This is a genomic window from Ruegeria sp. CDSA021 (assembly GCF_059612325.1).
On sequence record NZ_JBXWQJ010000003.1, the window covers coordinates 355,867 to 378,353 of the forward strand.

Sequence of the window (22,487 nt, forward strand, 5' to 3'; positions counted from 1 at the left end):
GCTCGTCAGACCAAACTGACTACATTGGTTGTCAAGAAAGACCGTGTTGGAGCGGTCTTGGCAAGAACGTCAACAAGGAGAGCTCAAGTGCAGGCGAAAGCGCGCAGTGTATCCGTCCGGTGGGACGAAGTGAGTGTTTGGATGCGGCTGATGTGGCTGGCGTTTGCCGGTTCGTTGCTTTTGCTGGCGCAATCAGCCGAAGCTCAGGCCCGGGGCGAAAGCCTGGCACCGCTGGCAGAGAAAATCAGCCCTGCGGTGGTGAACATCACAACCAGCACCCTGATTGAAGGCCAGACCGGCCCGCAGGGTATTGTGCCCGAAGGATCTCCGTTCGAGGATTTCTTTCGCGAGTTTCAGGACCGCAACGGCGATGACGACAACGACGCACCGCGTCGTAGCAACGCTCTGGGCTCGGGATTTGTGATCTCGGAAGACGGATTTATCGTCACCAACAATCACGTCATCGCCGAAGCGGATGAAATCCTTGTGGAATTCTTTCCCGGCGACGATCAGCCCAAGAAAGAACTGGTGGCCAAGGTCATCGGTACAGATGAGAAAACCGATATCGCGCTGCTCAAGGTCGAGGCGTCGGGTCCTCTGCAGTATGTGACCTTCGGCGACAGCGATATCGCACGAGTGGGCGACTGGGTGATTGCCATGGGCAACCCGCTGGGGCAGGGCTTTTCGGTATCGGCCGGGATCGTTTCGGCACGCAATCGGGCACTGAGCGGCTCGTATGACGATTACATTCAGACCGACGCAGCGATCAACCGCGGCAATTCGGGCGGCCCACTGTTCAACATGGAAGGTGAAGTGATCGGTGTGAACACCGCGATTCTGTCTCCGAACGGGGGATCGATCGGTATTGGGTTTTCGATGGCTTCCAATGTTGTTGTCAAAGTTGTCGATCAACTGCGTGAATTTGGCGAAACCCGTCGTGGCTGGCTGGGTGTCCGTATTCAGGACGTGACCGAGGACATGGCCGAAGCCATGGGGCTTGAGAAACCAAGTGGTGCCCTGATCAGCGATGTCCCGGATGGACCCGCGAAGGAGGCGGGTTTGAAGGCAGGCGACGTTATCACCAGCTTTGATGGTGTAGAGGTCGAGGACACGCGCGCACTGGTGCGTCAGGTTGGTGAAACCGAAGTTGGCAAGTCCGTGCGCGTGATCGTGCACCGTGACGGCGGCACACAGACCGTGCTGGTCACGCTGGGTCGTCGTGAGGATGCTGAACGCGCTGACAGTAGTGAAGAAAGCGTCGAAGAAGCTCCCGTCGATGAGAATGCTGATATACTCGGCCTGACCATCGCGCCTCTTACAGATACGCTGCGCGAGGAACTTGGGCTGGATGCAGATGCAGAAGGTCTGGTGATTTCCGAAGTTGACCAGGCGTCGCAAGCTTACGCCAAAGGTCTGCGGGCTGGTGATCTGATCACCGAAGCAGGTCAGCAGAAGGTGACGACCATCGGAGATCTGGAAAAGCGGATGGAAGAATCACGCGAAGCTGGCAGAAAGTCTTTGCTTCTTCTGGTTCGAAGAGGCGGCGACCCGCGATTTGTGGCGCTGAGCCTCGAAGATTAAAGACACGAGGTCGGGACAAAATCCCGGCCTTTTCTTTGCCTGGTCGGCTTCAAACTCTGAGTAATGTAAGAAAAATGAGCCATACGCTGCTATTGCGTATGGCTCAGATACAGGGAGAGGTCATTGGACAGATATCGGGGATGATTCTCTGACCTCCTACGGTAACAAATCCACCCTAACCATCTTCTGTGTTCGATCTGTGAACCAGGTCACATAAGGTCAAATTAGGTCGGAATCGGCCAATTCACGCAAGGCTGAGAAGTCCTGAATCAATATTCCGCCCCGGGAGGCTTCGACCACATTGTCACGCTTCCAACCTGATATTGTTTTGGACACGGCTTCACGCGTGGCCCCGACGAACTCGGCCAGCTCGCTTTGAGACAAGGTGATCCGTTCTGACGGGTTGTCTTGCAGGCCCGACAGATGCAGCAGCTTGCGGGCCAGTCGAATGGGCATGGGCAGAAAGACCTGCTCGTTCAACTGCGATCCCATCCATCGCATCCGCAATCCTGCCAAGCGGATCAAATCCTCTGCAAGATCAGGTTGTTGCCGGACTTGTTTCATGACGTCGTTGCGGCGCACACGCAGCACGCGTGACGGTTCTGCCGCCGCAATGGTGGCGGTGCGCGGGCCGTTGTCGAACAGCGCAATCTCACCAAAGACTTCACCCGGACGCATCAGCGTCAGTGTAAGTTTGCGGCCGCTCATGGCCAGAAAGGACACTTCCAGCGTGCCGTCCAATATGGCGTAGAGCGAATCGCCCTCGTCGCCTTGTTCAAAGAGTGTTTCGCTTTGGGCCAGGGAAATTTCGGTCGCTTGAGCCGAAAGCATATCTCTGAGCCCGTCGGAGGCTTCGGAAAGGAAGCCGCTGTTGGGAAAGGCCGTCATGTATGCACCGATCTTGGGCAAGGTGAGTGTGTGGGTGGTCACTCAACTTCCCATAGCTGGGCGCATTAGCCAAGAATTTTGTTTGTTTTGGCAGACCTGGCGGACGTAAGGGCAGCTATTTCTTCTCTGGGTCGTCCATGAACCGCTGCAAAATGCTGAATTGCAGCATCAGGAAGGCCATCAGTGCAATAGGAAATCCGAAGGTCTCGATCTTGACCCACATGTCCGTCGACATGGTGCGCCAGACAAGTTCGTTTGCCAGTGCCAGAACCGCAAAACAGGCGCACAGACGTCGGGTCAGGATCATCCAGCCTTCGTGCTGCATCGGCAACATCTCGTCCAGCACATAAGCCAGATAGGATTTCTTTTGCATCAGGCCGATCCCCAGGATCAGGGCGAACAGGCCGTAGACCAGCGTGGTTTTCATTTTGAAGAACCGCTCGTCATTGAACCAGGCGGTAAGGCCGCCGAAAAAGATCACCATGAAGGCCGTGAAAATTTGCATTCGGCTGAGTTTGCCGGTCAGATACCACAGGATGGCCATTGCCCCCAGCATCAGCGGAACAAAGATGATCGTCGCCACGATAAAGCCGGAATACTCGGTGCCAGCGACGAGAAAACTGTCGTCGCGAAGGCGCAGGTAGATGAAGAAGAAGGCCAGCGGAGGGCCCAGTTCCAGCACCTGTTTGAGAAACGGGTTGATGTCTTTTTTGCCTGTCATCTGATTGTCCTGCTGTTTACCCGCCCATTTCAACTATTACAGCGCCGAGTGCAATCAATGCCATCAGGGCAATGCGTCTGGGGCCTACGGTTTCCTTTAGCACAAGCCAGCCGATCAATGCCGCAAAGACAGTTGAGGTTTCGCGCAGAACGGCGGCCTCACCCACTTTATCCAGTCGAGTGGCGAGCATGATTGCGCCGAAAGACAGCGGAGCGATAAGGCCACCGGCCAAACCGCGCACCATCAGCGGGCCAACTGCAGGGCGGTCGATCATGGCTCGCCACCTGAGGAAGGCGTAGATGGGCATGGCTGCGCCATCAATCATGAAAAACCAGGCCAGAAAGGTGAACGGGTCGGCGGTGGCGCGGATGCCATAGGCGTCATAGGTGGTGTATAGGGCTACAAAAAGGCCCGTGATGATCGCAAGTGTCAACGCGATGCCCAGTGTATCCCGATTGGTTTCCAGAAATCGGAAGTTATACGCGGCCAGGCCGAATATCCCGGCCAGCAGGGTTGCGACGCCCAGCCATTGTACTGTCGTAAAGGTCTCGCCGAATAACAGATAAGCGCCGATCACGGTGAACAGGGGACCGGTGCCGCGCACCACTGGATAGACCACGGTGTAAGAGCCTTTAGTATATGCCATGGCCTGAAGCGTCTTGTAGGCAATGTGGATCAGCCATACGAATGCAAAAATCGACCACATATGCGGTTCAGGCCAGGGCACCACGAAGAAGGCAAAAGGCGCGGCCATAATGCAGTAACTGGCATCAATGGCCCCACGGGACAGCCACGGATCATGCCGCCCTTTTTGCAGCGCGCCAAACACGGCATGAAGGAAGGCAGCCATCAGGGCCAAGCCCAGCGCGAGCTGGTGGCCCGTTTCGGTCCCTTCAAGTGAGATCAGCCAGTTGCTCAAAAATGCCAACCTTTTGTAGGGTGGAGAAGGTGGGGGGCTGTCTGCCCCCCAACACCCCCCGAGGATATTTTGGGCCAGATGAAGGGGCGGATCAGCCTTTGTTTAGACCGGTCAGGGCGGCGGCAAATTCTTCGGGGTCGAAAGGCGCAAGGTCGTCAATCTGTTCGCCCACGCCAATCGCGTGGATGGGCAGGCCGAACTTGTCTGCCAGCGCGACCAGCACGCCGCCTTTGGCAGTGCCGTCCAGCTTGGTCATGACCAGGCCCGAGACGTCCGCCAGATTACGGAAGGTTTCCACCTGGCTCAGCGCGTTCTGGCCGGTTGTGGCGTCAAGGACCAGCAAGGTGTTGTGCGGTGCTGTGTCGTCGACTTTGCGGATGACACGGACGATCTTGGCCAGTTCCTCCATCAGGTCAGCACGGTTTTGCAGGCGTCCTGCGGTGTCGATCATCAACAGATCTGCACCGTCTGCCTGTGCGCGGGTCAGGGCGTCGAACGCAAGGCTGGCCGGGTCCGAGCCTTCGGGCGCCGTCAGTACCGGAACCCCGGCGCGGTCTCCCCAGACTTGCAATTGTTCAACGGCTGCGGCGCGGAAGGTGTCACCGGCGGCGATGACAACTTTCTTGCCGGCTTCTTTGAACTGGCTGGCCAGCTTGCCGATGGTGGTGGTCTTGCCCGATCCGTTGACGCCAACGACCAGCACCACCTGCGGGCGATTGGGATAGATTGGCAATGGTTTGGCCACGGGCTCCATCACGCGGGAAACCTCTTGTGCCAGCAATTGCTTGATTTCCAGAGTTGAAAGTTTGCGACCAAAGCGCCCCTCGGCCATGTTCGAAGTGACGCGCAAGGCCGTATCAACGCCCATGTCGGAAGCGATCAACAGCTCTTCGAGCTGCTCCAGCATGTCGTCATCCAGCGTGCGGCGCATTTCAGTGGTGCCACCGCGGTTGAACAGGCGATTCAGGATACCTTTGGATTCCGGTATCTCTGGCGGTGGCGCGACGGGCGTGGGATCGGTCGGGATCGGGGCAGGCGGCTCAACCGGTTGCGGGGCCGGGGCCGGATCCGGAATTTCGGGAACCGGTTGCGGTTCAGGCTGAGGTTCGGGGATCACCGGATCGGGCGCGACCGTTTCCTCGCCGCCATCTTCGACGATGGCTTCCAACCCCTCTTCCAGACGAGAAGAGGATTTGAACAGCTTGTCTTTTAGCTTTGAGAAAAACGCCATTTTTGGTCTCCGCAGGTGTTCCCTTCACCTAATGCGGATTTGCGGCAGTTGCAAAGGGTCACGCGAACGCAAGAACAAAGCCAAGCTGCGCCCCCCAGTACAGTGGCCAGACCAGATAGGGTGTGGCTTTGAGGGCAGGATGGCTCGGTGGCAGCAGGAACTTTTCGGTTGCAAGGATCAGATCGGACGCGATGAAGGCGATGGCGGCAGGAAATGCCCACCGCATTGCGCCCGTATCCGGCAGTGCCAGAACGGTGATACCCATCCCAAGGATGATGGCGATATAAGCCAGAACGGGCCCTTTGAGATTACCGGCGCGAGGCGCAAGTACCGTGGCCATGATGATGCCTAGGATAACCAGAGACCATACCATTGCGGGCGCGTTCCAGATCAGGTCAGGGGTACTGGCCGGATGGGTCAGGAACAGCGCGATATAGGCCAGATGTCCGGCGGCAAAGGCGGCAATACCCACCATGAACGTGGCATCCGTTTCGCGCGACAACAGAGCGTCACCCGTCGCACATAAGACAAGCGCGAATACAAGTAACCAAGGTCCGCCGTGCACCAGGGCAACAATGGCCAAGGTGGCCACGGAAGCGGTTTTCAATACTGTGCGCAAATGCGATGCCGGGCGAGCCGTAAGGGGCAGATAGCTGAGCGCGCAGCCAATAGCGATCCAGAAGAGTATGTTGATCATAGGTGCCCCTTGCAGTTTTCAGATTATCTCAGCCGGAGTGAGATTTAAAATCAACCGCTTACGTTAAGTTAAGTTCCTTGTGATGACTCGGAGGCAAAGGGTGAATGGCGCAGATAAAGCGCTTCTGGCAGTATGCACTTATGCTCAGATACTGGATGATTCTCGCAAGCTTTGTCGCGCAATCCGTTGCGGCCCAGACCCCTTTGTCTGGCCCGGAATTCGATAAATACACGCAGGGCAAAACTCTGTTCTACGGGTTTGAGGGGCAGGTGTACGGGGTCGAGCGGTACCTGCCGAACCGCCGCGTGATCTGGTCCTTTCTGGATGGCAACTGCAAGGAAGGCGTCTGGTATCAGCGGGATGAGCAGATCTGTTTTCTCTACGAAGACAGGCCCGACCCTCAATGCTGGGTTTTCACACAATCCGGTGGCGGCCTTGTCGCACTGTTTGAGGGCAATCCGGAGGCGACGGAGTTGTATGAGGCCGAAGAACTTGGTGAGGAAATGGTGTGCTACGGTCCTGAGGTTGGTGTTTGATCACGGCGCGCGCAGTTCATCATAGCTGATCATGACATGGGTTTGATACGCGGGCCTGTCCGCCAGCATCTTGTAATACCGGCGCAGGTTCGGCAGTTCTGCACGAGATATGTCGATGTCGTAATAGCGGTAAAGGATGTGACCCAGCTGAATGTCCGCCAAGGTCAGGTCGGCGCCGCAAAGAAACGCGCCTTCGGACAGTTGCGCATCGGCAAGTGCCAGTTTGTGCTCCAATGCAGCCACGGCGTGTTTGTTTGCGTGTTGGTCCTGTTCCGCTTTAGGGGTTCGAACAACCTGCCAAAACACGGGCACGGTAAATGCCATAGCAATATTGATCTTGGCCCATTCCGCCCATTTGTCGACTTCGGCCTGTCGTGCCGGATCGCGGGGCCAGAACGCTTGATCCCCGTAGGCGTTGGCCAGGTAGCGCAGGATCGCGCCTGTCTCCCATAGGGGCGGGTGGTCGTCGTCCTGTATGACCGGGATGGTTCTGTTTGGGTTCAATTGGCGGAACGCGTCGGTGTCCAACCCTCCGAACCTGTGTCCCAGATCGTGACGGTGATATTCCACCCCCAACTCACCGACACACCACATCAGAGCTTGAACATTCGATGATGTTTTGCGGCCCCAGATAGTCAGCATGGTTCAGAACAACGATCCTTGATCCGGGGCGTCCGGTTTGGGTTTCCTGGGTGTCGGTTTTCCCGCTGTTCCGGTGCCGAGAATGCCATCTGTGAATTCGATCTCAAGCGCCGAGTGTTTCGCGGCCTGCGCTTTGGTGGTGATCAAGTCCCCGTCCGCGCGGACGACGGCATATCCACGTTCCAGTGTGGCTTTGTAGCTGAGCGTTTCACGCAAGCGGTCCGTCGATTCAAGCAGTTGTTGAAGGCGATCCAGCCGTGTGGTCTGGGCGGTGCTCATACGATCTCCAAGCCGTGCAAGGCTCTGCCGCTGCTGGTCGATTTCTCGTTGAATGGGACGCAGAGACAGACGCGAAGACAGGTTGCGCAGCGATTCCTGCCGCGTCGTTACCAAGCTGCGCAAGGTCGAGGGGCGCAGATGCGCGGACATTTCCACCACTTGCAGACGGCGGTTTTGTACGCCGCGGGTCAAGGCAGGGGTTAAGCGATCTGCTATTAAATCAAGACGTTGTCGTGGGGTGTTCAACAGGGTGTCCGGGCGCGGCAGGGCGCGGGACAGATCGCGCAACCTTTGGGTTCGGCGTTGAACTGCATCCGTTGCCGCGCGCGACAGGCGGGCACCTTGCTCTCCGGTCCAGGCGAGCAGTTCCATGCGGACCGGCACGGCAAGTTCCGCTGCTGCAGTGGGCGTGGGCGCGCGGCGGTCCGAGACATAGTCGATCAGCGTTGTATCGGTTTCGTGCCCGACGGCCGAGATCAGCGGTATGTCCGAAGCAGCAGCGGCGCGGGCGACGACCTCTTCGTTAAAGCCCCAAAGATCTTCGATGGACCCACCGCCACGCGCCACGATGATCAGGTCTGGGCGCGGCAATGCACCTCCGGGCCTCAACTGGTTGAAACCATCGATGGCGCGGGCGACCTCAGGTGCGCAGTTCGCCCCTTGCACGGCCACGGGCCAGATCAGCACCTTGCGCGGAAACCGGTCCCGCAGACGGTGAAGAATGTCGCGGATCACGGCACCCGAAGGAGATGTCACCACCCCAATGATCTGCGGCAGATAGGGCAAGGGCTTCTTTCGCTCGGGCGCAAACAAGCCCTCGGCCTCAAGTTGTTTCTTGCGCTTTTCCAGCAACGCCATCAGCGCGCCTTGCCCGGCGACTGAAACTTCATCGACATTCAGGTTGTACTTCGATTGCGCCCCAAAAGCGGTGAGGCGGCCGGTGACGATGACCTCTAACCCTTCCTCCGGCACCACGGATAAGCCGGAAATTTGTCCTTTCCATGTGGTGCAGGACAGAACGTTCCGGTCATCTTTGATGTCATAGTACAGATGGCCCGAGCGTGCTTTGAACACGCGCCCGACCTCACCGCGCACACGGATTCGCCCAAACGAGCCTTCGAGTGTCCGTTTCACCTCGCCCGAGATCTCGGACACCGTGTATTCAGGGGTATTTTGGCCCGGAATCGGGTCATCAAGCAGGTCGGACATTTCAACGCCTTGTTTCATATGCCGGGCCAGCTTAGAACGCCGCGCAGGCAAGGCCAAGCAGATCGGAGCGCATTCATGAACATCCTCATTCTCGGCAGCGGCGGGCGCGAACACAGTCTCGCCTGGGCGGTGTTGCAAAACCCCAAATGCGACCGTCTGATCGTGGCACCGGGAAATGCCGGGATCGCTCAGATCGCGGATTGTGCGGATTTGAATATCGAGAATGGCGGGGCCGTCGTCAGCTTTGCTGAAGAAAACGCGATTGATTTCGTAATTGTCGGCCCCGAGGCACCGTTGGCCGCTGGCGTGGCCGACCGTTTGCGCGAGGCCGGTGTGCTGGTTTTTGGACCGTCGGCCGAAGCTGCCCGGTTGGAAGCCTCGAAAAGCTTTACCAAGGAAATCTGCGACGCGGCTGATGCCCCCACCGCAGGTTATGCCCGGTTCACCGAAGCCGAGCCCGCCAAGGCCTATATCCGCGCGCAAGGCGCGCCGATTGTGGTCAAGGCCGATGGTTTGGCCGCAGGCAAGGGCGTGATCGTGGCGATGGACGAAGGCACAGCGCTTGAAGCCATTGACGACATGTTCGGCGGCGCTTTTGGCGGTGCGGGCGCCGAGGTAGTCATCGAGGAATTTATGGAAGGTGAAGAAGCCTCGCTGTTTGTTCTGTGTGATGGCGAGAACATACTCTCTGTCGGGACGGCTCAGGATCACAAGCGTGTTGGCGAGGGGGATACCGGGCTGAACACGGGCGGCATGGGGGCGTATTCACCGGCACCGGTGCTGAGCGAAGAGATCGAAGCGCGCGCAATGGAAGAGATCGTGCGTCCGACCATTGCCGAGATGAAGCGCCGGGGTACACCGTTTCAGGGCGTTCTCTATGCGGGGTTGATGATCAAGGACGGACAGCCGCGCCTGGTGGAATACAATGTGCGTTTTGGCGATCCTGAGTGTCAGGTTTTGATGATGCGCCTAGGCGCGCAGGCGATGGATCTGATGCACGCCGCTGCCGAAGGGCGGCTGGGCGAGATGCGGGTCAATTGGGCCGATGATCATGCGATGACAGTTGTGATGGCGGCCAATGGCTATCCGGGTGCGTACGAGAAAGGCTCTGTCATCAAAGGATTGGACGCGCTGCCTGAAGACAGCAGCAACATGGTCTTTCACGCTGGCACCAAGGCTGTTGAGGGTCAGGTGCAGGCCGCCGGCGGGCGTGTCTTGAACTTCACCGCGCGCGGTGAAACGCTGCAAGAGGCGCGCGACCGAGCCTATGTGATGGTTGACAGTGTGGATTGGTCTGATGGGTTCTTTCGACGCGATATCGGATGGCGTGCTCTGGATGGCTGATCGGGCAGGGGGCGCTGCCAAGCCGTCGATTGCACTTTTGTATGGCACCACTTCGCACTTGCCAGCTTGGGCTAAATGCCTTGGCGCTCTCGCACTTATCCGAGCGCTTAGGCAATAAATACGCTATCAAGCCAATGGTGTTCAGGATATTTGGACGGCGCGGACGGCTCTATTACGCTCATTGGCTATTACCGCGGCGAAAGCCTGCCCAGAGCCCAGAGCGGACATTTGATACCACTCCGAGCTATTTGCAGACTTTCCGGTAGAAGTGTCAGTCAGCGGCAAAACAGTAGAAATAGCCGTTCCCACCGGTACCTCGAAGCGCATCAGGAGAACAACCACGACTACCGTGAGCTGCGTTCCAAGATGTGTTTCCCCCGCCGTGACGATCGTGATGTCCGACAGTCGCCGAGCCCTCTCCATTGGATGTCCAATTCGAGCACGTCTTGTCTCCCTCCTGCCAAGGGAAATAGGCGGTTCCATCGGCCTGAGTGCCGGTCAGAATGTCGTGTTCGTTGGGGCTATCGCCGCGGCCCTTGATTTTGTTTCCATTCTCGTCAACCGCAGTCCGGTAGTAGATGTTTGGCAAGATGTGCAGTTGATCCAGGTCCGAAGCGATCAATTCGCCATTTGCGTTGTACCAAGGACCTTGTCCGATGCGACTTCTGGCGGAAATTCCGCGTTTTCCTTCTTCCTGTGTTGACAAATACGCGCGCCATTGACGTTCATCAGTGCCGGCAGCCGCCGCGAGGCTTTGGCAATGGGCGTCAGCGCCTTCGAGGCCGCCGAGGTTTCCTCCATCACCCAATCCAACTGATGTAACAAAAAAGCCCATCGGATGAGCGACATTCGTTCCTTGTGCAAAAGATTCGGCGGCCAGAAGGCTTACCGCAACGGAAACAGAAAGTGAAATTGAACGATACATTTATTATTACTCCTTGTTGCAACCACGTCGTCAAACAAGCTCAGTTTTATCCGCTCAGCGTAGTTGTTGAGAAAGGATTAGACTGAAGACGCTGCCCAGTTTGCAAGCGTTTTGTCCAAGGGGCTTTGCCGATCAAGCTCGCTCCGCTTGCAAAATCTCGTACGGTTGCGCCGTTTCGCAAGGCTGTCATTCAGGCGGAGTATAGCGAATGACAGTTCTGGGCCACAGTGTCTGACGCCGCGATGTCTTCGCATGACTACTTTTAGGAATCTGTTCCGATCAGCTACCCCCTTTTAAGGATGACTTTTTTACTGATCTGCAGGCACCCACGCAGGCAACGGAGCACCACCAGTATAGTGGTTCTCAGAGGGGTTTTCCCGGAAAAGAACGTATAGATCGGTAGGGTCTGAGTTAAGTTCCTTTTGCAGCAGCACCGCAATGGCATCGACTAAAGCCTTCTTGCGGCCTGCGTCGCGACCTGGGCGTAGGTCAACTGTAACTAGTGGGAGGCCATCGCCCAAAATGCCGAAGACTTCGCGCACACCGACGTAGTCGTATTTGACTTCCTTGGGGGCAAGCGTGTCCAGAACGGCTTGTTTCACACCTTTACGAATTCTCTTCTTAGACTCTTGAGGGGTGCCTTCTGGCACTTCTATGCGGATAACAGGCATGAATTTTCCTTTATGCTACAGCAATGCGATAGCCTGTACGCGGGAAATGTACGCAGACTGTTCCCACCTCATCGGTTGTGCGTACAATCGAAATGGTTTCAGCATCTGCGTAGCGCACTTTGCCTTCGACGGGTTGCTCGCCGCCTTCAACATCAGGGGTGACCGTTACCAAAGTATCGATTTGAAGGTCCTGCGAATCGTGAGGAGCTACACCGATTTCCGACACGGGCTCGGCGTTATTTGCTTGCTCGATTGCGTGCTCCGCGCGCATAGCCTTTGAAGTCCCATGCCCAATTCCGCGCACATTTTCTTCCCACCGTATCAGGTCAGGAAATTCGGATAGCAGATCAGGGCCACCGGCCCACCGCCCACGAATGAACCAAAGGATATGGTACATTTGCGCGTCAATGGCCGCGGGATCAGAGCCGAGCAAGAAAGTACGCCCGTCGCTCAACTGAGCATCCATCCAAGATAGGGGTGCGCGCATCTGAGCGACAAGATGTGGTAGCCGCCCGTCAGCGCTGTCAGCATGGGCTTCGGCGGCAGGCGCGGGATCTCGACATCGCGCCAGGACAGCTGCTTGATACCGAAAGCCACGCGCACTTTCTCAGCTACGGGTGATTGCGGATAGTTGTGGAAGACTATCTCTGTAGCTGGATAGATCATGCAGTTTGTCTCTCTTCTGTTTTTCGAGTTGCTTCAGGACGCTAACGGAACTCGTCAGATCACGAAACCCAGGCGATCTTCAATTTTCTGGAAATGCTGGTTTGAAGGCGTGACTATTGCAGAAATCGACTTCGAAGTGGCGGATCACTTTGCATAGACTACCGACTACAAGCTTCGGCACTGCAGTCATTGTTGCATAGTGCAGCGAATGGCTGCTCCGAGCCCAAAGGTGACCTCTATACACGTCGCAGTAATCGGCAAAATGGGCGGAAAGCGGGCATTCGCTGCAACCGAAAGAGCATCTCACTCGATCATGAAAAGCGGCCTTTCGCAGCCGGAAAGGCAGGACAAATAGTGTAGGGTGGGCATCCCAGCGGGAATGCGGAAAAGTAGGCTTCTACAGTCGCTATAAATGGCCCTTTGCCAACTCGAGTGGCGATATATGACATAAGTTCACGCAATATGGGGCTATTTAGCGGCTGCAAAACGCACCCGCGTTTTTGATCTCATTCAATCAACCATGTATACTGTTTCGCTGGTGTCTATTGCCTGTTGCGCCGCTTGCCCCATCCTGACGGCCCAGAGGCCGTCATTCAAACTCACATCCGGCTTTGCTTTTTCGCCACGAAGCACAGCCAAGAATCCTTCATGCTGGTAGTAGGTCGACCCATTGTGATCCCCAGCCGCCAACAGATTTGGGTCCACTGGAACGTCCATTGATACGGGACCTTTGGGAATGCGCGGACTAATAATTACACGCGGAGGCGGGGGGGCGCCCAAGTGATCCTGCCAAAAGCGTCCGGGTCCTGGAACCAGCGCCTCGATTTTAACATCTGGTCCGACGGCCGAAATTTCTTCCTGATAGCGAGAGCCTTCGGCAAACATGCAAAGTTCCAACATCGCGCGCGCGCCCGAAGCAAAGTCGACAAGAACATAGCCGTGATCCAGAATATCTGGGGTTTGGCCGTCGTAACTCTCGTCCAAATGGTTCACCGCCTGCCCACCACTTGCCGTTATCCGTACCGGGTCGGATTGCAATATCAGGCGCATTAGGTCGAAGAAGTGGCAGCATTTTTCAACAAAAGTACCGCCAGTATTGCGGTTGAAACGGTTCCAGTGGCCGACCTTTTCCAGGAATGGAAATCGATGCTCGCGGATCGATAACATTTTTATACCACCTGTCGCCTGAGTCTTCTCGATCAGAGCAGCAATAGGGGGCATGTACCGGTATTCCATCGCGACCCAAACCGGGCAGGGGTAGTCGCGCTGCAACTGCTCGAGTCGGGTCACGTCTTGCGGGTCGGTGAACAATGGCTTTTCTACCAAAAGCGGTAGTGGACGTGTTTCAGCGATTTCGCAAATCTGGTCTACATGAAAATGGTTTGGGCTAACAATGACGACGCAGTCCAGTTCTTCAACCGCCAGAAGCTCTTGCACGGAACCAACCATGGCTGCAGTTGGCGCAAGTGCCTTGGCGACTTTTGTCATCTCTGGATCGGGCTCAAAGATCGCTGACACATTAGTACCTTCCAGCAATCCGATATTGTGCAGGTGCTCTTGCCCCATCATTCCGCATCCAATCAGCCCGTAATTGATGGTCCGGGTCATGTGCGATTCCTTTTACTTCAAACGTTGTACGTAGTTGGCCCGATCTGGGTCGAACCATGTTTTTGAGAATTCAACGGCTTCGGCGTTTTCCGACCAGCTGAACCGCTCAATGTAACCTACCGCTTGGCCCGCTGGTTTGGTAAATTCAGGAGGGGTCCAGTCCGGTAGCGGCCGGACCGATACTCTGTCTTCGGCTCTTGCGATCCAAAATCCCAATTGCCGCTGATAATAGCGATAGAGTGAGTCGGACAGTAGGCTCTGGTCGACCAGACCAGCTGATTCGTCTAGCCAGATTTCTTCGACAGCGATGATTGTATCATTCAGGTAGCGCATCCGCCGCACGCGCGAACCGGCATCAGAATCACCGAATTTAGGCAGATCGATTGGCTTTTTCAGATGGTCAACTGACAGGATTTCCGCACGTGGCAGGCCACCCCCTTCAGGTAGTTCCAGCCGGAACATTGCATAGACGCTATTTTGTGTGCCGGTCTCGCGGATGTAGTTTCCTGAGCCTTGGATACGCTCCAACATCCCCTTTTTTTCTAGCTCAGAGAGCGATTTTCGTAGCGTTCCAACCGAGACATTCAACTCCGCGGCCATCTCGCGCTCGGGTGGCAAGCGCTCTCCTTCAATAAGGCGACCAGCCGAGATGTCACGGATCAGAAGTTCCGCGATCTGAGTAAATACCGGCAGGGCATTTGGGTTTCGGTTGGACACAGGCACAGTAGACGCTTCACTCGGCCGCAGGAAAAATTGATACACTATTGATCTACATCAAAGCGATTGCTACGCAAGAGGAAAGTCAAAGATGTACGGAGCGTAAATCAAATGAGCATCGTCCCCATCACATCCCCCGATCTGGATGCGGCCGAAGTTTCGTGGTTTGCCGCGCTGTGTTCCGATGATTACCGGTTCCTTGGCGTTCCCGATGGCGACCTGCGGTCGAGTTGGGAGCATTGTTCGAACATTGTGAAGGAGGTCGAAGCGCAGGGTTTTCGCAACATCCTCTGCCCGTCCTCCTATCAGGTCGGTCAAGACACGCTGAGCTTTGTCGCCGGCTGCGCTCCGATCACCGACCGGATCAACCTGCTGGCCGCCGTACGCTGTGGTGAGATGCAACCGATCATGCTGGCCCGCACCATCGCAACGCTGGATCACATGCTGAAGGGGCGGTTGACGGTTAACATCATCTCATCCGACTTTCCCGGTGAGAAAGCCGACAGCGCGTTCCGCTACCAACGCTCGCGCGAAGTGGTGGAGATTCTGAAACAGGCCTGGACCAAGGATGAGATCAATCATGCAGGCGAAGTCTATAACTTCTCGGGCCTGACCACTGACCCAGTCAAGCCATACCAGGCTGGAGGGCCGCTACTCTATTTCGGCGGCTATTCTCCCTCCGCTTTGGATCTGTGTGGTGAGCATTGCGATGTCTATCTGATGTGGCCTGAAACCAAGGACCAACTGGCTGAACGGATGAAGGCTGTTCACGCCGTCGCGGAAAACTACGACCGCACGCTGGATTACGGCCTGCGTGTCCATATGATCGTTCGCGATACCGAGGCTGAGGCGCAGGAATACGCGGACTACATCGTCTCGAAGCTGGACGACGAATACGGTCGCGCCATCCGCGAACGGGCGCTGGATTCGACTTCGCTGGGTGTGGCGCATCAGGCCAGGAACCGCGACCTGGCGGATGAGTACGGCTATGTCGAACCCGGTCTCTGGACCGGTGTTGGCCGGGCGCGGTCTGGCTGCGGTGCCGCTCTGGTCGGATCCACCGATCAGGTTATGTCGAAGATCGAGGAATACCAGAAGATGGGCATCCGCGCTTTCATCTTCTCGGGCTACCCGCATCTGGACGAAGCCCGTCATTTCGGCGCCCGCGTGTTGCCGAACCTGAAGATCTGTTCCCTTCCCGAAGCTTACGGAAGGGTTCCAAATACGACCCCGGCCACACCGCTGGGCAACGGAGATCGCCGCTGATGCAACGTGTGAAACTATCTGACTCGCTGGAAATGAGCCGCCTTGTGTATGGCATGTGGCGGTTGGGCGATGACAGTGACACGTCCGCGGGCCATGTCGAGGCCAAGATTCAGGCCTGTCTGGATCAGGGCATCACCACCTTCGATCAGGCCGACATCTATGGCGGCTACCAGGCCGAGGCTGTGCTGGGCACGGCCCTGCGCGCCAATCCAAGCCTGCGTCAGAAGATGGAATTTGTCACCAAATGTGACATCGTCGCGCCGGTTGGCCGTTACGCGAATGCGAAAGTAAAATACTACGACACCTCGCGCGCTCACATTCTGAAATCGGTCGACACGTCGCTGTCCGAAATGGCGATTGACCACATCGATCTGCTGCTGATCCACCGCCCAGATCCCATGATGGACCACCATGAAACTGGAGCAGCTCTGGATGAGGTTGTTGCCAGTGGCAAGGTCGGCGCCGTCGGTGTTTCCAACTTCCGCCCGTGGGATTGGTCGTTGCTGCAATCGGCGATGAAAACGCAGTTGGTCACCAACCAGATCGAAATTTCTCTGGGTGAGATCAGCCCCTTCACCAACGGAGACCTGGCGTTTCACCAACAGCATGGCCATCCGTTGATGGCATGGTCGCCGCTAGGTGGAGGCCTGTTGATGGCCGGAAACCCACCGGTTGGGGTTGTCGCTGATGAAATCGCAGCCGAGTTCGGCGTGGATCGCGCCGCCGTCGCCGTGGCGTTCCTGCTGACCCATCCGGCCAGCATCCTGCCGGTTCTAGGCACCAACAGTCTGGACCGGATCAAACGCGCCTCGGACGCATTGAAAGTCAAACTGGATCGGGAAAGCTGGTTCCGCCTGTACGAGGCGGCACTGGGGCACGAGGTTCCATGATGAACGCAATCTCAAAGGACATGACCCACACCTTCGTTCCGCAAAAGGAGGACACCCGCACCTTGCGCGATGCCTTCGGCCGCTTTGCGACCGGTGTCACCATCGTCACTTGTGATAGCGCGGACGGGCCGGTCTGCATCACCGCGAACAGCTTTTCGTCCCTATCGCTCGACCCACCGCTGATCATGTGGGCCGGAGACCGCAACTCGCGCCGCTTCCCCTATTTCCACAAAGCCCGTCATTTCAGCGTCCACGTGCTGTCCTCGGAACAGGCCGAGCTGTGTTTCGGCTGCTCGAAAGACGCCTTTGCACTGCGGGACATCAACCACGAGCGCTGTGAGAATGGGACACCGGTGTTGGCGGACTGCCTTGCTCGGTTCGAATGCGAACAGCACGCGTATCACGATGCAGGCGATCACGTTATTGTAGTTGGAAAGGTTCTCAAGGCCAGCATGTCGGATGGAGACGCGCTGACCTTTTATGCTGGGAAACTCGGCCAATTCGCGAAAGCCTAAGCGCGATTTGACGACCGTGGGACATACCTGCGGCTGAACAAGGGAGGATCCGCATGAGCGGACTGGCATCGGTGCTTGCGCCGATTGCATTCGTGAACGAAACCGTGCTGCGTCTGGGCCGCGCGGTTGGTATTGTTGCGATTGCGCTCATGGTGATCGCAATTCTGATCCAGGTGTTCTTCCGATACGTTCTGGGCAACGCGCTGCCCTGGCCGGATGAGGCCGCGCGGTTCTGTATGTTGTGGATGACCGGTCTTATGGCGCCCACCGCCTTTCGGCGCGGCGGCTTTGTGGCCATAGACATGCTGGAACGCTTCCTTCCCCGCGTCGTCGGCCAAACGCTGAATCTTTTCCTGCTTTTGATCGCGCTCTCCGTCTTGGTGGTCGCAGTCAACATCGGCTGGTCCGAGGTTACCGGCTTTGGCGGCAAATTCGCCACTGCCGCGCTGTATCTGCCCACCTCTTTCGGGTTCGACGAATGGTATCGCATTCCACGCAGTTGGATGATGGCATCGCTGCTGGTGGGGATCATCCTGCTGATCTCGGTGAATATCGAGCTGATCCTGCGATCCTTCATCACTCTGCTGGGCGGCGGCCACCTGTTGCCCGAAATTCCCGATGCGGCAGTGGGGGCCGAATAAATGCTGATCTGGTTCCTGCCCACCTTCCTGATTTTCCTGCTGATCGGCCTGCCGGTCTTTTTTGCCCTTTTGGCCGCGCCCGGTATCTTGCTGTGGCTCAACGGTCAGGCCAATGACATCACGCTGCTCTATCGCAATGTCTATAACGGCATGGACAGCTTCCCGCTGATGGCGATTCCCTTCTTCATGCTGGCCGGAGAGTTGATGAATCGCGGTGGCATCACTATCCGCTTGGTCGAGTTCAGCCAAGCCCTGATGGGCCACCTGCGCGGTGGTCTGGCGCATGTGAACGTGCTGAGCTCGATCCTCTTCGCGGGCCTCTCGGGGTCCGCCGTGGCGGACACCTCGGCGCTTGGGTCGATGCTGATCCCGGCGATGGAGAGACAGGGCTATACCCGCAAATTCGCTGCCGCGATCACAGCAGCCAGTTCAGTCATTGGTCCAATCATCCCGCCCTCAGGCATCATGATCATTTACGCCTATGTGATGGGCGAAAGTGTGGCCGCTCTGTTTTTGGCGGGTATCGTCCCCGGCGTGATGGTCGGCGTTGGTCTGATGCTGATGATCAAACTCATGGCAGACCGTTATGACTTCCCCGTTGCCAGCCGAAAATACACTTGGTCCGAACGGCGTCAAGCCAGCCTGAAAGCCTTTTTCCCATTGATGACCCCGGTGATCATTCTAGGCGGCATTCTGGGCGGCATTTTCACACCAACCGAGGCCGCCGCCGTCGCCGTGGGTTACGCCTTCATCATCGGCTTCTTCGTCTTGCGCACGCTGACTTGGAAAGAAGTGCCAAAAGTTCTCAGCAACGCAGGCATGACCTCCGCCGTCGTCCTGCTGCTGGTCGGCGCGGCGATGGCGTTCAAGACGGTTGTCAGCCTCAGCCATGCGCCGGAACAACTGGCCTCACTGATCCTCAGCCTGTCGGAAAACCCGCTTATCTTGCTGTTCCTGATCAACCTGCTGCTATTCATCGTCGGCATGTTTCTAGATGCAGGCCCCGCGATCATCATCCTTGGCCCGATCCTTGGACCCATCTTCACCAGCCTTGGTGTAGACCCGATCCATTTCGCCATCATCATGAGCGTCAACCTGACCGTCGGCCTCGCCACTCCGCCGATGGGCTTGGTCCTGTTTGTCGCCGCCGCCGTATCCCGCGAACGGGTCGAAACAATCGCCAAGGCGATCCTGCCGTTCCTGGCCGTCGAAATCATAGTGATCTTCCTAATCACCTATATCCCCGCACTATCAATGACTATCCCTAGGATAACGGGATTTGCCAACTAACTGAGTTCCACAGGGAGGAAACGCATGCTCAGAAACTTCATCAAAACCGCAGCGGTGGCCACATCGTTTGTGGCCGTGTCCGCTATGGCCGCCACAGCTGCCGACTACACACTGCGCGCTACTGCCAACTCGAACGAAAATGACGAAGATTATGACGGCCTGATCGTCTTCAAGAACTATGTCGAGGCAGCCTCGAACGGTGCGATTGAGGTCGAACTGTTCATCGGCACCCAACTGTGTTCGAACGGCGCGGAATGCCTGCAAGGCGTGGCCGATGGCACCATCGACATCTACATCTCCACCTCGGGCGGGGCCTCGGGCATCTTTCCTTACGTGCAGGTTCTGGACCTGCCCTACCTGATGGCCGATGACCGCATTGCCGAGCATGTTCTGTCCGGCGACTTCACCCGCACCATGCGCGACATGGCACTGGAAGATTCTGGGGGTGCGATACGTCTTATGACCATTGGCAACACCGGCGGCTGGCGCAACTTCGCCAATACCCAGCGCCGCATTGCCGATCCTGCCGACATGGAAGGTCTGAAAATCCGCACCGTGGTCGCCGACCTGCCGCAGGAACTTGTCAAAGCTCTGGGAGCTTCGCCGACACCGATCCCATGGCCGGAACTGTTCACTAGCTTCCAGACCGGCGTGGTCGAGGGATCCAAGAACGGCATCACCGACATTATGGGCATGAAATTCCCTGACGCGGGTCTGCAATATGTCACGCTGGACGGCCATGCCTATATGGGAGCGCTGTGGTGGATGAACAACGCCAAGTTCCAAGAGATGCCCGAGGAAATGCGCCGCGTCGTTGTCGACGGTTTCTATGCGCTGCAACAGGCCACCTTTGCCTCGCCCAAGCGAAAGTCGATTCAGGCCTATGAGGATTTTGTCGCCGGTGGTGGGGACCTCTATGTCCTGACGCCTGATCAGAAGGCTGCGTTCAAAGAGGCCGCAACCCCGGTTTATGACTGGTTCCAGTCCAACGTCGCCCGCGGGGATGAAATCTTTGGCGCGTTGACCGAAGCGGTTACTGCGGCTGAGGCCGATGTGAACGCCTCACGCGCAGCAGACCTTAACTAAATGCAAGGGCCGGGCTTTGCGGCCCGGCCATCACCGAAACGGGTACATCCACCCTTTGTAGTCGTTGACAAGCACATGCGCCCTTTCGATCTGCTCCGGCGACATTTTCTTAACCACTTCCTCAAGGCTGATCGCCGCGTCGGGGTCGCCGCCAATGGCGCTGAGCGTGTACCACAAGTAGGCTCGCACAAGATCGGGCGCGGGCATGCCCAGACCCAATTCATAATACCAGCCAACGCCCGACTGAGCCCCCGGATGCCCCTTCATCGAGGCGCGCAGATACCATTCAAAGGCCCGTTCGTAATCCTGCTCGACCCCGAGACCCAGCCCGTACATCACGCCAATCAACTCCTCGGCCTCGGCGTTGCCCGAGCGAGCGGCTGGAAGAAGTTCCTCGCGCGCGGCTTCGAACTGACCGGCTTCCATCATATCGCGAGCTTGCTCCAGTTCAGCCAGGGCCGGAGACGCAAATACGCAAAGGGCGAAAACAAGCTGGCGCATGGGATAGTTGCTCTCTTGTGGGTTGGGGCCGCGGCGGCACAGGATTTGCCGCGCCCGCTAACCAATGATGACTTTGTTCCTTTTGATATGGAACAGGCCGCCGTCGGTCATCAACTGTTTTACGACCCGATCCTGTCAGGCAACCGCAACATCACCTGCGCCCATTGTCACCACCCGGATTTCGGCACCTCGGACGGGTTGTCACTGGGTATAGGAGAAGGCGGGCAGGGGTTGGGGCCGGACCGCACACCCGGCACTAGGGCAGACAGAATACGCAAACGCATCCCTCGCAACTCTCCGGGCCTATGGAACCTTGGGGCCAAGGAAATTCATACCGTATTTCACGACGGCCGGCTGAGCATTTCCAACGTCTACGGCAATGCCTTCAATTCCCCAGCACAGGAGTGGCTGCCTGAGGGTCTGAATTCCCTGCTGGCGGCCCAGGCTCTGTTTCCCCTGACTTCACAATTTGAGATGGCGGGCAATGTGGCCGAGAATGAGGTTACAGGCGCGGTGCATAATCGTATTGACAAGGGCTGGCCGATTCTGGCGAAACGCGTCCGCACCGATCCACGCTATGGTCCGGCCATCGTCGCCGCCTTTGATGAGGTCGAGACGACCGAAGACATCACTATAACGCAAGTCGCCAACGCTCTGGCCGCATTCATGGCGATCGAGTGGCGTAGTACCGACAGCCAGTTTGACCACTACCTCGCAGGTGACGCAAATGCCCTTTCACCGGCCCAATTGGATGGGGTGAAGCTTTTCTACGGCAAAGCCCGCTGCTCCACCTGCCACACCGGACCGCTCATGTCAGATCAGAAGTTCCATGCCTTGGGATTACCGCCCTTTGGGCCGGGCCGCACCCGTCAGTGGGATCCCGTTGTCCGGGATGTTGGCCGCATGGGTGAAAGCAACCGCCTTGAGGATGCTTATAGGTTTCGCACCCCTATGTTGCGCAACGTTGCCCTGACTGCGCCTTACGGTCACAATGGCGCCTTCCCCGATCTTGAAAGCGTCGTTCGCCATCATTTAGACCCGCAGGCAAGCCTAGAAAAATGGAGTCCCAAAATGGCTGCATTGCCCGAGGTGCCATGGTTGCAAAAAACTGATTTCTTAGTTTGGGAGGACTACTATGAGATGGAGCGGCAACGCAAAAAAAATGACATTGTTCCGATCCAACTCACGGAGTTAGAAATTCAAAACCTGATTGCATTTTTACATTCGTTGACAGGTGTCAGCGCAGGTTCGTTGAAGTTTGGGGTACCGAAAGGATTTATTCCTTAGCTATCCCTCAGGAAGATATTGTTGCGGAATGCTATTGTCGTACTTCGCCTATATCTCAATCACGTACACCATTTGCAGCGGGGCAAATCTCGGCAGTTAGCTGTTGTGGGACCAACGCATCGGGTTGGGCGGTTGTGTCCGAATGGGCCTCGGACGCGCGGAATTCCACCTTGCTGAGCGCAGGTTTCAAATGCCGGTTTTGTGTGAGATCATCTACGCTTTGGCTTCGCAGCTGCGGCTAAAGTCCGGTTTGACGGGCCGCATCGCAGCATCGATGGTTATCGCCGGAGGTCGGCTTTGGGCCGTTTTTGTTGAACCCGCGGCGAAGGTCCGCTTTAGACACTGCGAGCACCCCGATTAGCTGAGGCAACAACTAC

The 22,487-nt window shown here is 57.0% G+C and carries 24 protein-coding genes; 10 read left to right on the top strand and 14 right to left on the bottom strand.

Translation table 11 applies throughout. The features are described from left to right. Positions 1-87 precede the first annotated feature (87 nt). On the top strand, positions 88-1,581 hold the full coding sequence (locus AC2FLD_RS06230; RefSeq protein ID WP_496667963.1) for a Do family serine endopeptidase: 1,494 nt from the start codon (positions 88-90) through the stop codon (positions 1,579-1,581). 219 nt (positions 1,582-1,800) lie between these two features. Here AC2FLD_RS06230 and AC2FLD_RS06235 read toward each other — a convergent pair whose 3' ends face one another. The 5 genes from AC2FLD_RS06235 to AC2FLD_RS06255 form a co-directional block, all read right to left on the bottom strand. After that, positions 1,801-2,469 carry a Crp/Fnr family transcriptional regulator gene (locus tag AC2FLD_RS06235; RefSeq protein ID WP_496667997.1) on the bottom strand — a complete coding sequence of 223 codons (669 nt, stop codon included), beginning with the start codon at positions 2,467-2,469 and terminating at the stop codon, positions 1,801-1,803. A 115-nt stretch (positions 2,470-2,584) separates the two neighbouring features. Beyond that, positions 2,585-3,190 carry an inner membrane-spanning protein YciB gene (locus AC2FLD_RS06240; RefSeq protein ID WP_050602646.1) on the bottom strand — a complete coding sequence of 202 codons (606 nt, stop codon included), beginning with the start codon at positions 3,188-3,190 and terminating at the stop codon, positions 2,585-2,587. A 16-nt stretch (positions 3,191-3,206) separates the two neighbouring features. Continuing rightward, positions 3,207-4,109 (bottom strand): EamA family transporter, encoded by a 903-nt coding sequence (locus tag AC2FLD_RS06245; RefSeq protein WP_496667964.1) that lies wholly within the window; start codon positions 4,107-4,109, stop codon positions 3,207-3,209. A 91-nt stretch (positions 4,110-4,200) separates the two neighbouring features. Next, positions 4,201-5,340: a signal recognition particle-docking protein FtsY gene (gene ftsY / locus AC2FLD_RS06250; RefSeq protein WP_496667965.1), complete on the bottom strand. Its 1,140-nt coding sequence runs from the start codon at positions 5,338-5,340 to the stop codon at positions 4,201-4,203. Positions 5,341-5,398: 58 nt separating this feature from the next. Further along, positions 5,399-6,037, bottom strand: a complete 639-nt coding sequence (locus tag AC2FLD_RS06255; RefSeq protein ID WP_496667966.1) for a lysoplasmalogenase family protein — start codon at positions 6,035-6,037, stop codon at positions 5,399-5,401. A 140-nt stretch (positions 6,038-6,177) separates the two neighbouring features. Here AC2FLD_RS06255 and AC2FLD_RS06260 point away from each other — a divergent pair, with 140 nt between their 5' ends. Beyond that, positions 6,178-6,573 carry a hypothetical protein gene (locus AC2FLD_RS06260; RefSeq protein ID WP_496667998.1) on the top strand — a complete coding sequence of 132 codons (396 nt, stop codon included), beginning with the start codon at positions 6,178-6,180 and terminating at the stop codon, positions 6,571-6,573. On the opposite strand, the gene AC2FLD_RS06265 is transcribed toward AC2FLD_RS06260, so the two are convergent. Together AC2FLD_RS06265 and xseA are read right to left on the bottom strand one after the other, a co-directional pair. Beyond that, positions 6,574-7,215, bottom strand: coding sequence for a glutathione S-transferase family protein (locus AC2FLD_RS06265; RefSeq protein WP_496667967.1), 642 nt, complete (start codon positions 7,213-7,215; stop codon positions 6,574-6,576). 3 nt (positions 7,216-7,218) lie between these two features. After that, positions 7,219-8,703, bottom strand: coding sequence for an exodeoxyribonuclease VII large subunit (gene xseA / locus AC2FLD_RS06270; protein ID WP_496668000.1), 1,485 nt, complete (start codon positions 8,701-8,703; stop codon positions 7,219-7,221). A gap of 75 nt (positions 8,704-8,778) precedes the next feature. On the opposite strand from xseA, the gene purD reads away from it, so the two are divergent. Then, entirely contained in the window at positions 8,779-10,047 is a 1,269-nt protein-coding gene (gene purD / locus AC2FLD_RS06275) for a phosphoribosylamine--glycine ligase (protein WP_496667968.1), read from the top strand. A gap of 271 nt (positions 10,048-10,318) precedes the next feature. Here purD and AC2FLD_RS06280 read toward each other — a convergent pair whose 3' ends face one another. From AC2FLD_RS06280 to AC2FLD_RS06305, 6 genes are all read right to left on the bottom strand, one after another. Next, a complete protein-coding gene (locus tag AC2FLD_RS06280; RefSeq protein ID WP_496667969.1) occupies positions 10,319-10,972 on the bottom strand; it encodes a hypothetical protein in 654 nt (217 codons plus the stop codon). Positions 10,973-11,280: 308 nt separating this feature from the next. Beyond that, positions 11,281-11,643, bottom strand: a complete 363-nt coding sequence (locus AC2FLD_RS06285; RefSeq protein ID WP_496667970.1) for a tautomerase family protein — start codon at positions 11,641-11,643, stop codon at positions 11,281-11,283. 10 nt (positions 11,644-11,653) lie between these two features. After that, the gene (locus AC2FLD_RS06290) at positions 11,654-12,097 is read right to left on the bottom strand and encodes a hypothetical protein (protein WP_496667971.1); all 444 of its coding nucleotides are present in this window, start codon (positions 12,095-12,097) and stop codon (positions 11,654-11,656) included. Next, positions 12,094-12,309: a hypothetical protein gene (locus AC2FLD_RS06295; protein ID WP_496667972.1), complete on the bottom strand. Its 216-nt coding sequence runs from the start codon at positions 12,307-12,309 to the stop codon at positions 12,094-12,096. The genes AC2FLD_RS06290 and AC2FLD_RS06295 overlap by 4 nt, the downstream gene beginning before the upstream one ends. Positions 12,310-12,819: 510 nt before the next feature. Continuing rightward, positions 12,820-13,917, bottom strand: coding sequence for a Gfo/Idh/MocA family protein (locus AC2FLD_RS06300; protein WP_496667973.1), 1,098 nt, complete (start codon positions 13,915-13,917; stop codon positions 12,820-12,822). Between the two features lie 12 nt (positions 13,918-13,929). After that, complete coding sequence (locus tag AC2FLD_RS06305) at positions 13,930-14,640, bottom strand: GntR family transcriptional regulator (protein ID WP_496667975.1); 711 nt, start codon at positions 14,638-14,640, stop codon at positions 13,930-13,932. A gap of 105 nt (positions 14,641-14,745) precedes the next feature. Between AC2FLD_RS06305 and AC2FLD_RS06310 the strand changes: the two genes are divergently transcribed. The 6 genes from AC2FLD_RS06310 to AC2FLD_RS06335 are packed head-to-tail and all read left to right on the top strand — an operon-like array spanning position 14,746 to position 20,322. Then, positions 14,746-15,900, top strand: coding sequence for an LLM class flavin-dependent oxidoreductase (locus AC2FLD_RS06310; RefSeq protein ID WP_496667976.1), 1,155 nt, complete (start codon positions 14,746-14,748; stop codon positions 15,898-15,900). Further along, positions 15,900-16,790, top strand: a complete 891-nt coding sequence (locus tag AC2FLD_RS06315; RefSeq protein ID WP_496667977.1) for an aldo/keto reductase — start codon at positions 15,900-15,902, stop codon at positions 16,788-16,790. Before AC2FLD_RS06310 ends, AC2FLD_RS06315 begins: the two co-directional genes overlap by 1 nt. After that, on the top strand, positions 16,790-17,305 hold the full coding sequence (locus AC2FLD_RS06320) for a flavin reductase family protein (RefSeq protein ID WP_496667978.1): 516 nt from the start codon (positions 16,790-16,792) through the stop codon (positions 17,303-17,305). Before AC2FLD_RS06315 ends, AC2FLD_RS06320 begins: the two co-directional genes overlap by 1 nt. Before the next feature lie 53 nt (positions 17,306-17,358). Beyond that, on the top strand, positions 17,359-17,946 hold the full coding sequence (locus AC2FLD_RS06325; RefSeq protein ID WP_050603411.1) for a TRAP transporter small permease: 588 nt from the start codon (positions 17,359-17,361) through the stop codon (positions 17,944-17,946). After that, on the top strand, positions 17,947-19,236 hold the full coding sequence (locus AC2FLD_RS06330; protein ID WP_496667979.1) for a TRAP transporter large permease: 1,290 nt from the start codon (positions 17,947-17,949) through the stop codon (positions 19,234-19,236). It abuts the gene before it with no gap. Between the two features lie 24 nt (positions 19,237-19,260). Next, the gene (locus AC2FLD_RS06335) at positions 19,261-20,322 is read left to right on the top strand and encodes a TRAP transporter substrate-binding protein (protein WP_496667980.1); all 1,062 of its coding nucleotides are present in this window, start codon (positions 19,261-19,263) and stop codon (positions 20,320-20,322) included. A gap of 30 nt (positions 20,323-20,352) precedes the next feature. On the opposite strand, the gene AC2FLD_RS06340 is transcribed toward AC2FLD_RS06335, so the two are convergent. Further along, positions 20,353-20,823, bottom strand: coding sequence for a tetratricopeptide repeat protein (locus tag AC2FLD_RS06340; protein WP_496667981.1), 471 nt, complete (start codon positions 20,821-20,823; stop codon positions 20,353-20,355). A gap of 15 nt (positions 20,824-20,838) precedes the next feature. On the opposite strand from AC2FLD_RS06340, the gene AC2FLD_RS06345 reads away from it, so the two are divergent. Further along, complete coding sequence (locus AC2FLD_RS06345) at positions 20,839-22,110, top strand: cytochrome-c peroxidase (protein WP_496667982.1); 1,272 nt, start codon at positions 20,839-20,841, stop codon at positions 22,108-22,110. Positions 22,111-22,487 lie beyond the last annotated feature (377 nt).

Coding starts and splice junctions, on each gene's coding strand:
- AC2FLD_RS06260 (WP_496667998.1), top strand. CDS start 6,178: ATGCTCAGATACTGGATGATTCTCGCAAGCTTTGTCGCGCAATCCGTT.
- AC2FLD_RS06325 (WP_050603411.1), top strand. CDS start 17,359: ATGAGCGGACTGGCATCGGTGCTTGCGCCGATTGCATTCGTGAACGAA.
- AC2FLD_RS06310 (WP_496667976.1), top strand. CDS start 14,746: ATGAGCATCGTCCCCATCACATCCCCCGATCTGGATGCGGCCGAAGTT.
- AC2FLD_RS06280 (WP_496667969.1), bottom strand. CDS start 10,972: ATGTATCGTTCAATTTCACTTTCTGTTTCCGTTGCGGTAAGCCTTCTG.
- AC2FLD_RS06240 (WP_050602646.1), bottom strand. CDS start 3,190: ATGACAGGCAAAAAAGACATCAACCCGTTTCTCAAACAGGTGCTGGAA.
- AC2FLD_RS06285 (WP_496667970.1), bottom strand. CDS start 11,643: ATGCCTGTTATCCGCATAGAAGTGCCAGAAGGCACCCCTCAAGAGTCT.
- purD (WP_496667968.1), top strand. CDS start 8,779: ATGAACATCCTCATTCTCGGCAGCGGCGGGCGCGAACACAGTCTCGCC.
- AC2FLD_RS06330 (WP_496667979.1), top strand. CDS start 17,947: ATGCTGATCTGGTTCCTGCCCACCTTCCTGATTTTCCTGCTGATCGGC.
- AC2FLD_RS06315 (WP_496667977.1), top strand. CDS start 15,900: ATGCAACGTGTGAAACTATCTGACTCGCTGGAAATGAGCCGCCTTGTG.
- AC2FLD_RS06340 (WP_496667981.1), bottom strand. CDS start 20,823: ATGCGCCAGCTTGTTTTCGCCCTTTGCGTATTTGCGTCTCCGGCCCTG.
- AC2FLD_RS06295 (WP_496667972.1), bottom strand. CDS start 12,309: ATGATCTATCCAGCTACAGAGATAGTCTTCCACAACTATCCGCAATCA.
- xseA (WP_496668000.1), bottom strand. CDS start 8,703: ATGTCCGACCTGCTTGATGACCCGATTCCGGGCCAAAATACCCCTGAA.
- AC2FLD_RS06255 (WP_496667966.1), bottom strand. CDS start 6,037: ATGATCAACATACTCTTCTGGATCGCTATTGGCTGCGCGCTCAGCTAT.
- AC2FLD_RS06235 (WP_496667997.1), bottom strand. CDS start 2,469: ATGACGGCCTTTCCCAACAGCGGCTTCCTTTCCGAAGCCTCCGACGGG.
- AC2FLD_RS06265 (WP_496667967.1), bottom strand. CDS start 7,215: ATGCTGACTATCTGGGGCCGCAAAACATCATCGAATGTTCAAGCTCTG.
- AC2FLD_RS06320 (WP_496667978.1), top strand. CDS start 16,790: ATGAACGCAATCTCAAAGGACATGACCCACACCTTCGTTCCGCAAAAG.
- ftsY (WP_496667965.1), bottom strand. CDS start 5,340: ATGGCGTTTTTCTCAAAGCTAAAAGACAAGCTGTTCAAATCCTCTTCT.
- AC2FLD_RS06300 (WP_496667973.1), bottom strand. CDS start 13,917: ATGACCCGGACCATCAATTACGGGCTGATTGGATGCGGAATGATGGGG.
- AC2FLD_RS06335 (WP_496667980.1), top strand. CDS start 19,261: ATGCTCAGAAACTTCATCAAAACCGCAGCGGTGGCCACATCGTTTGTG.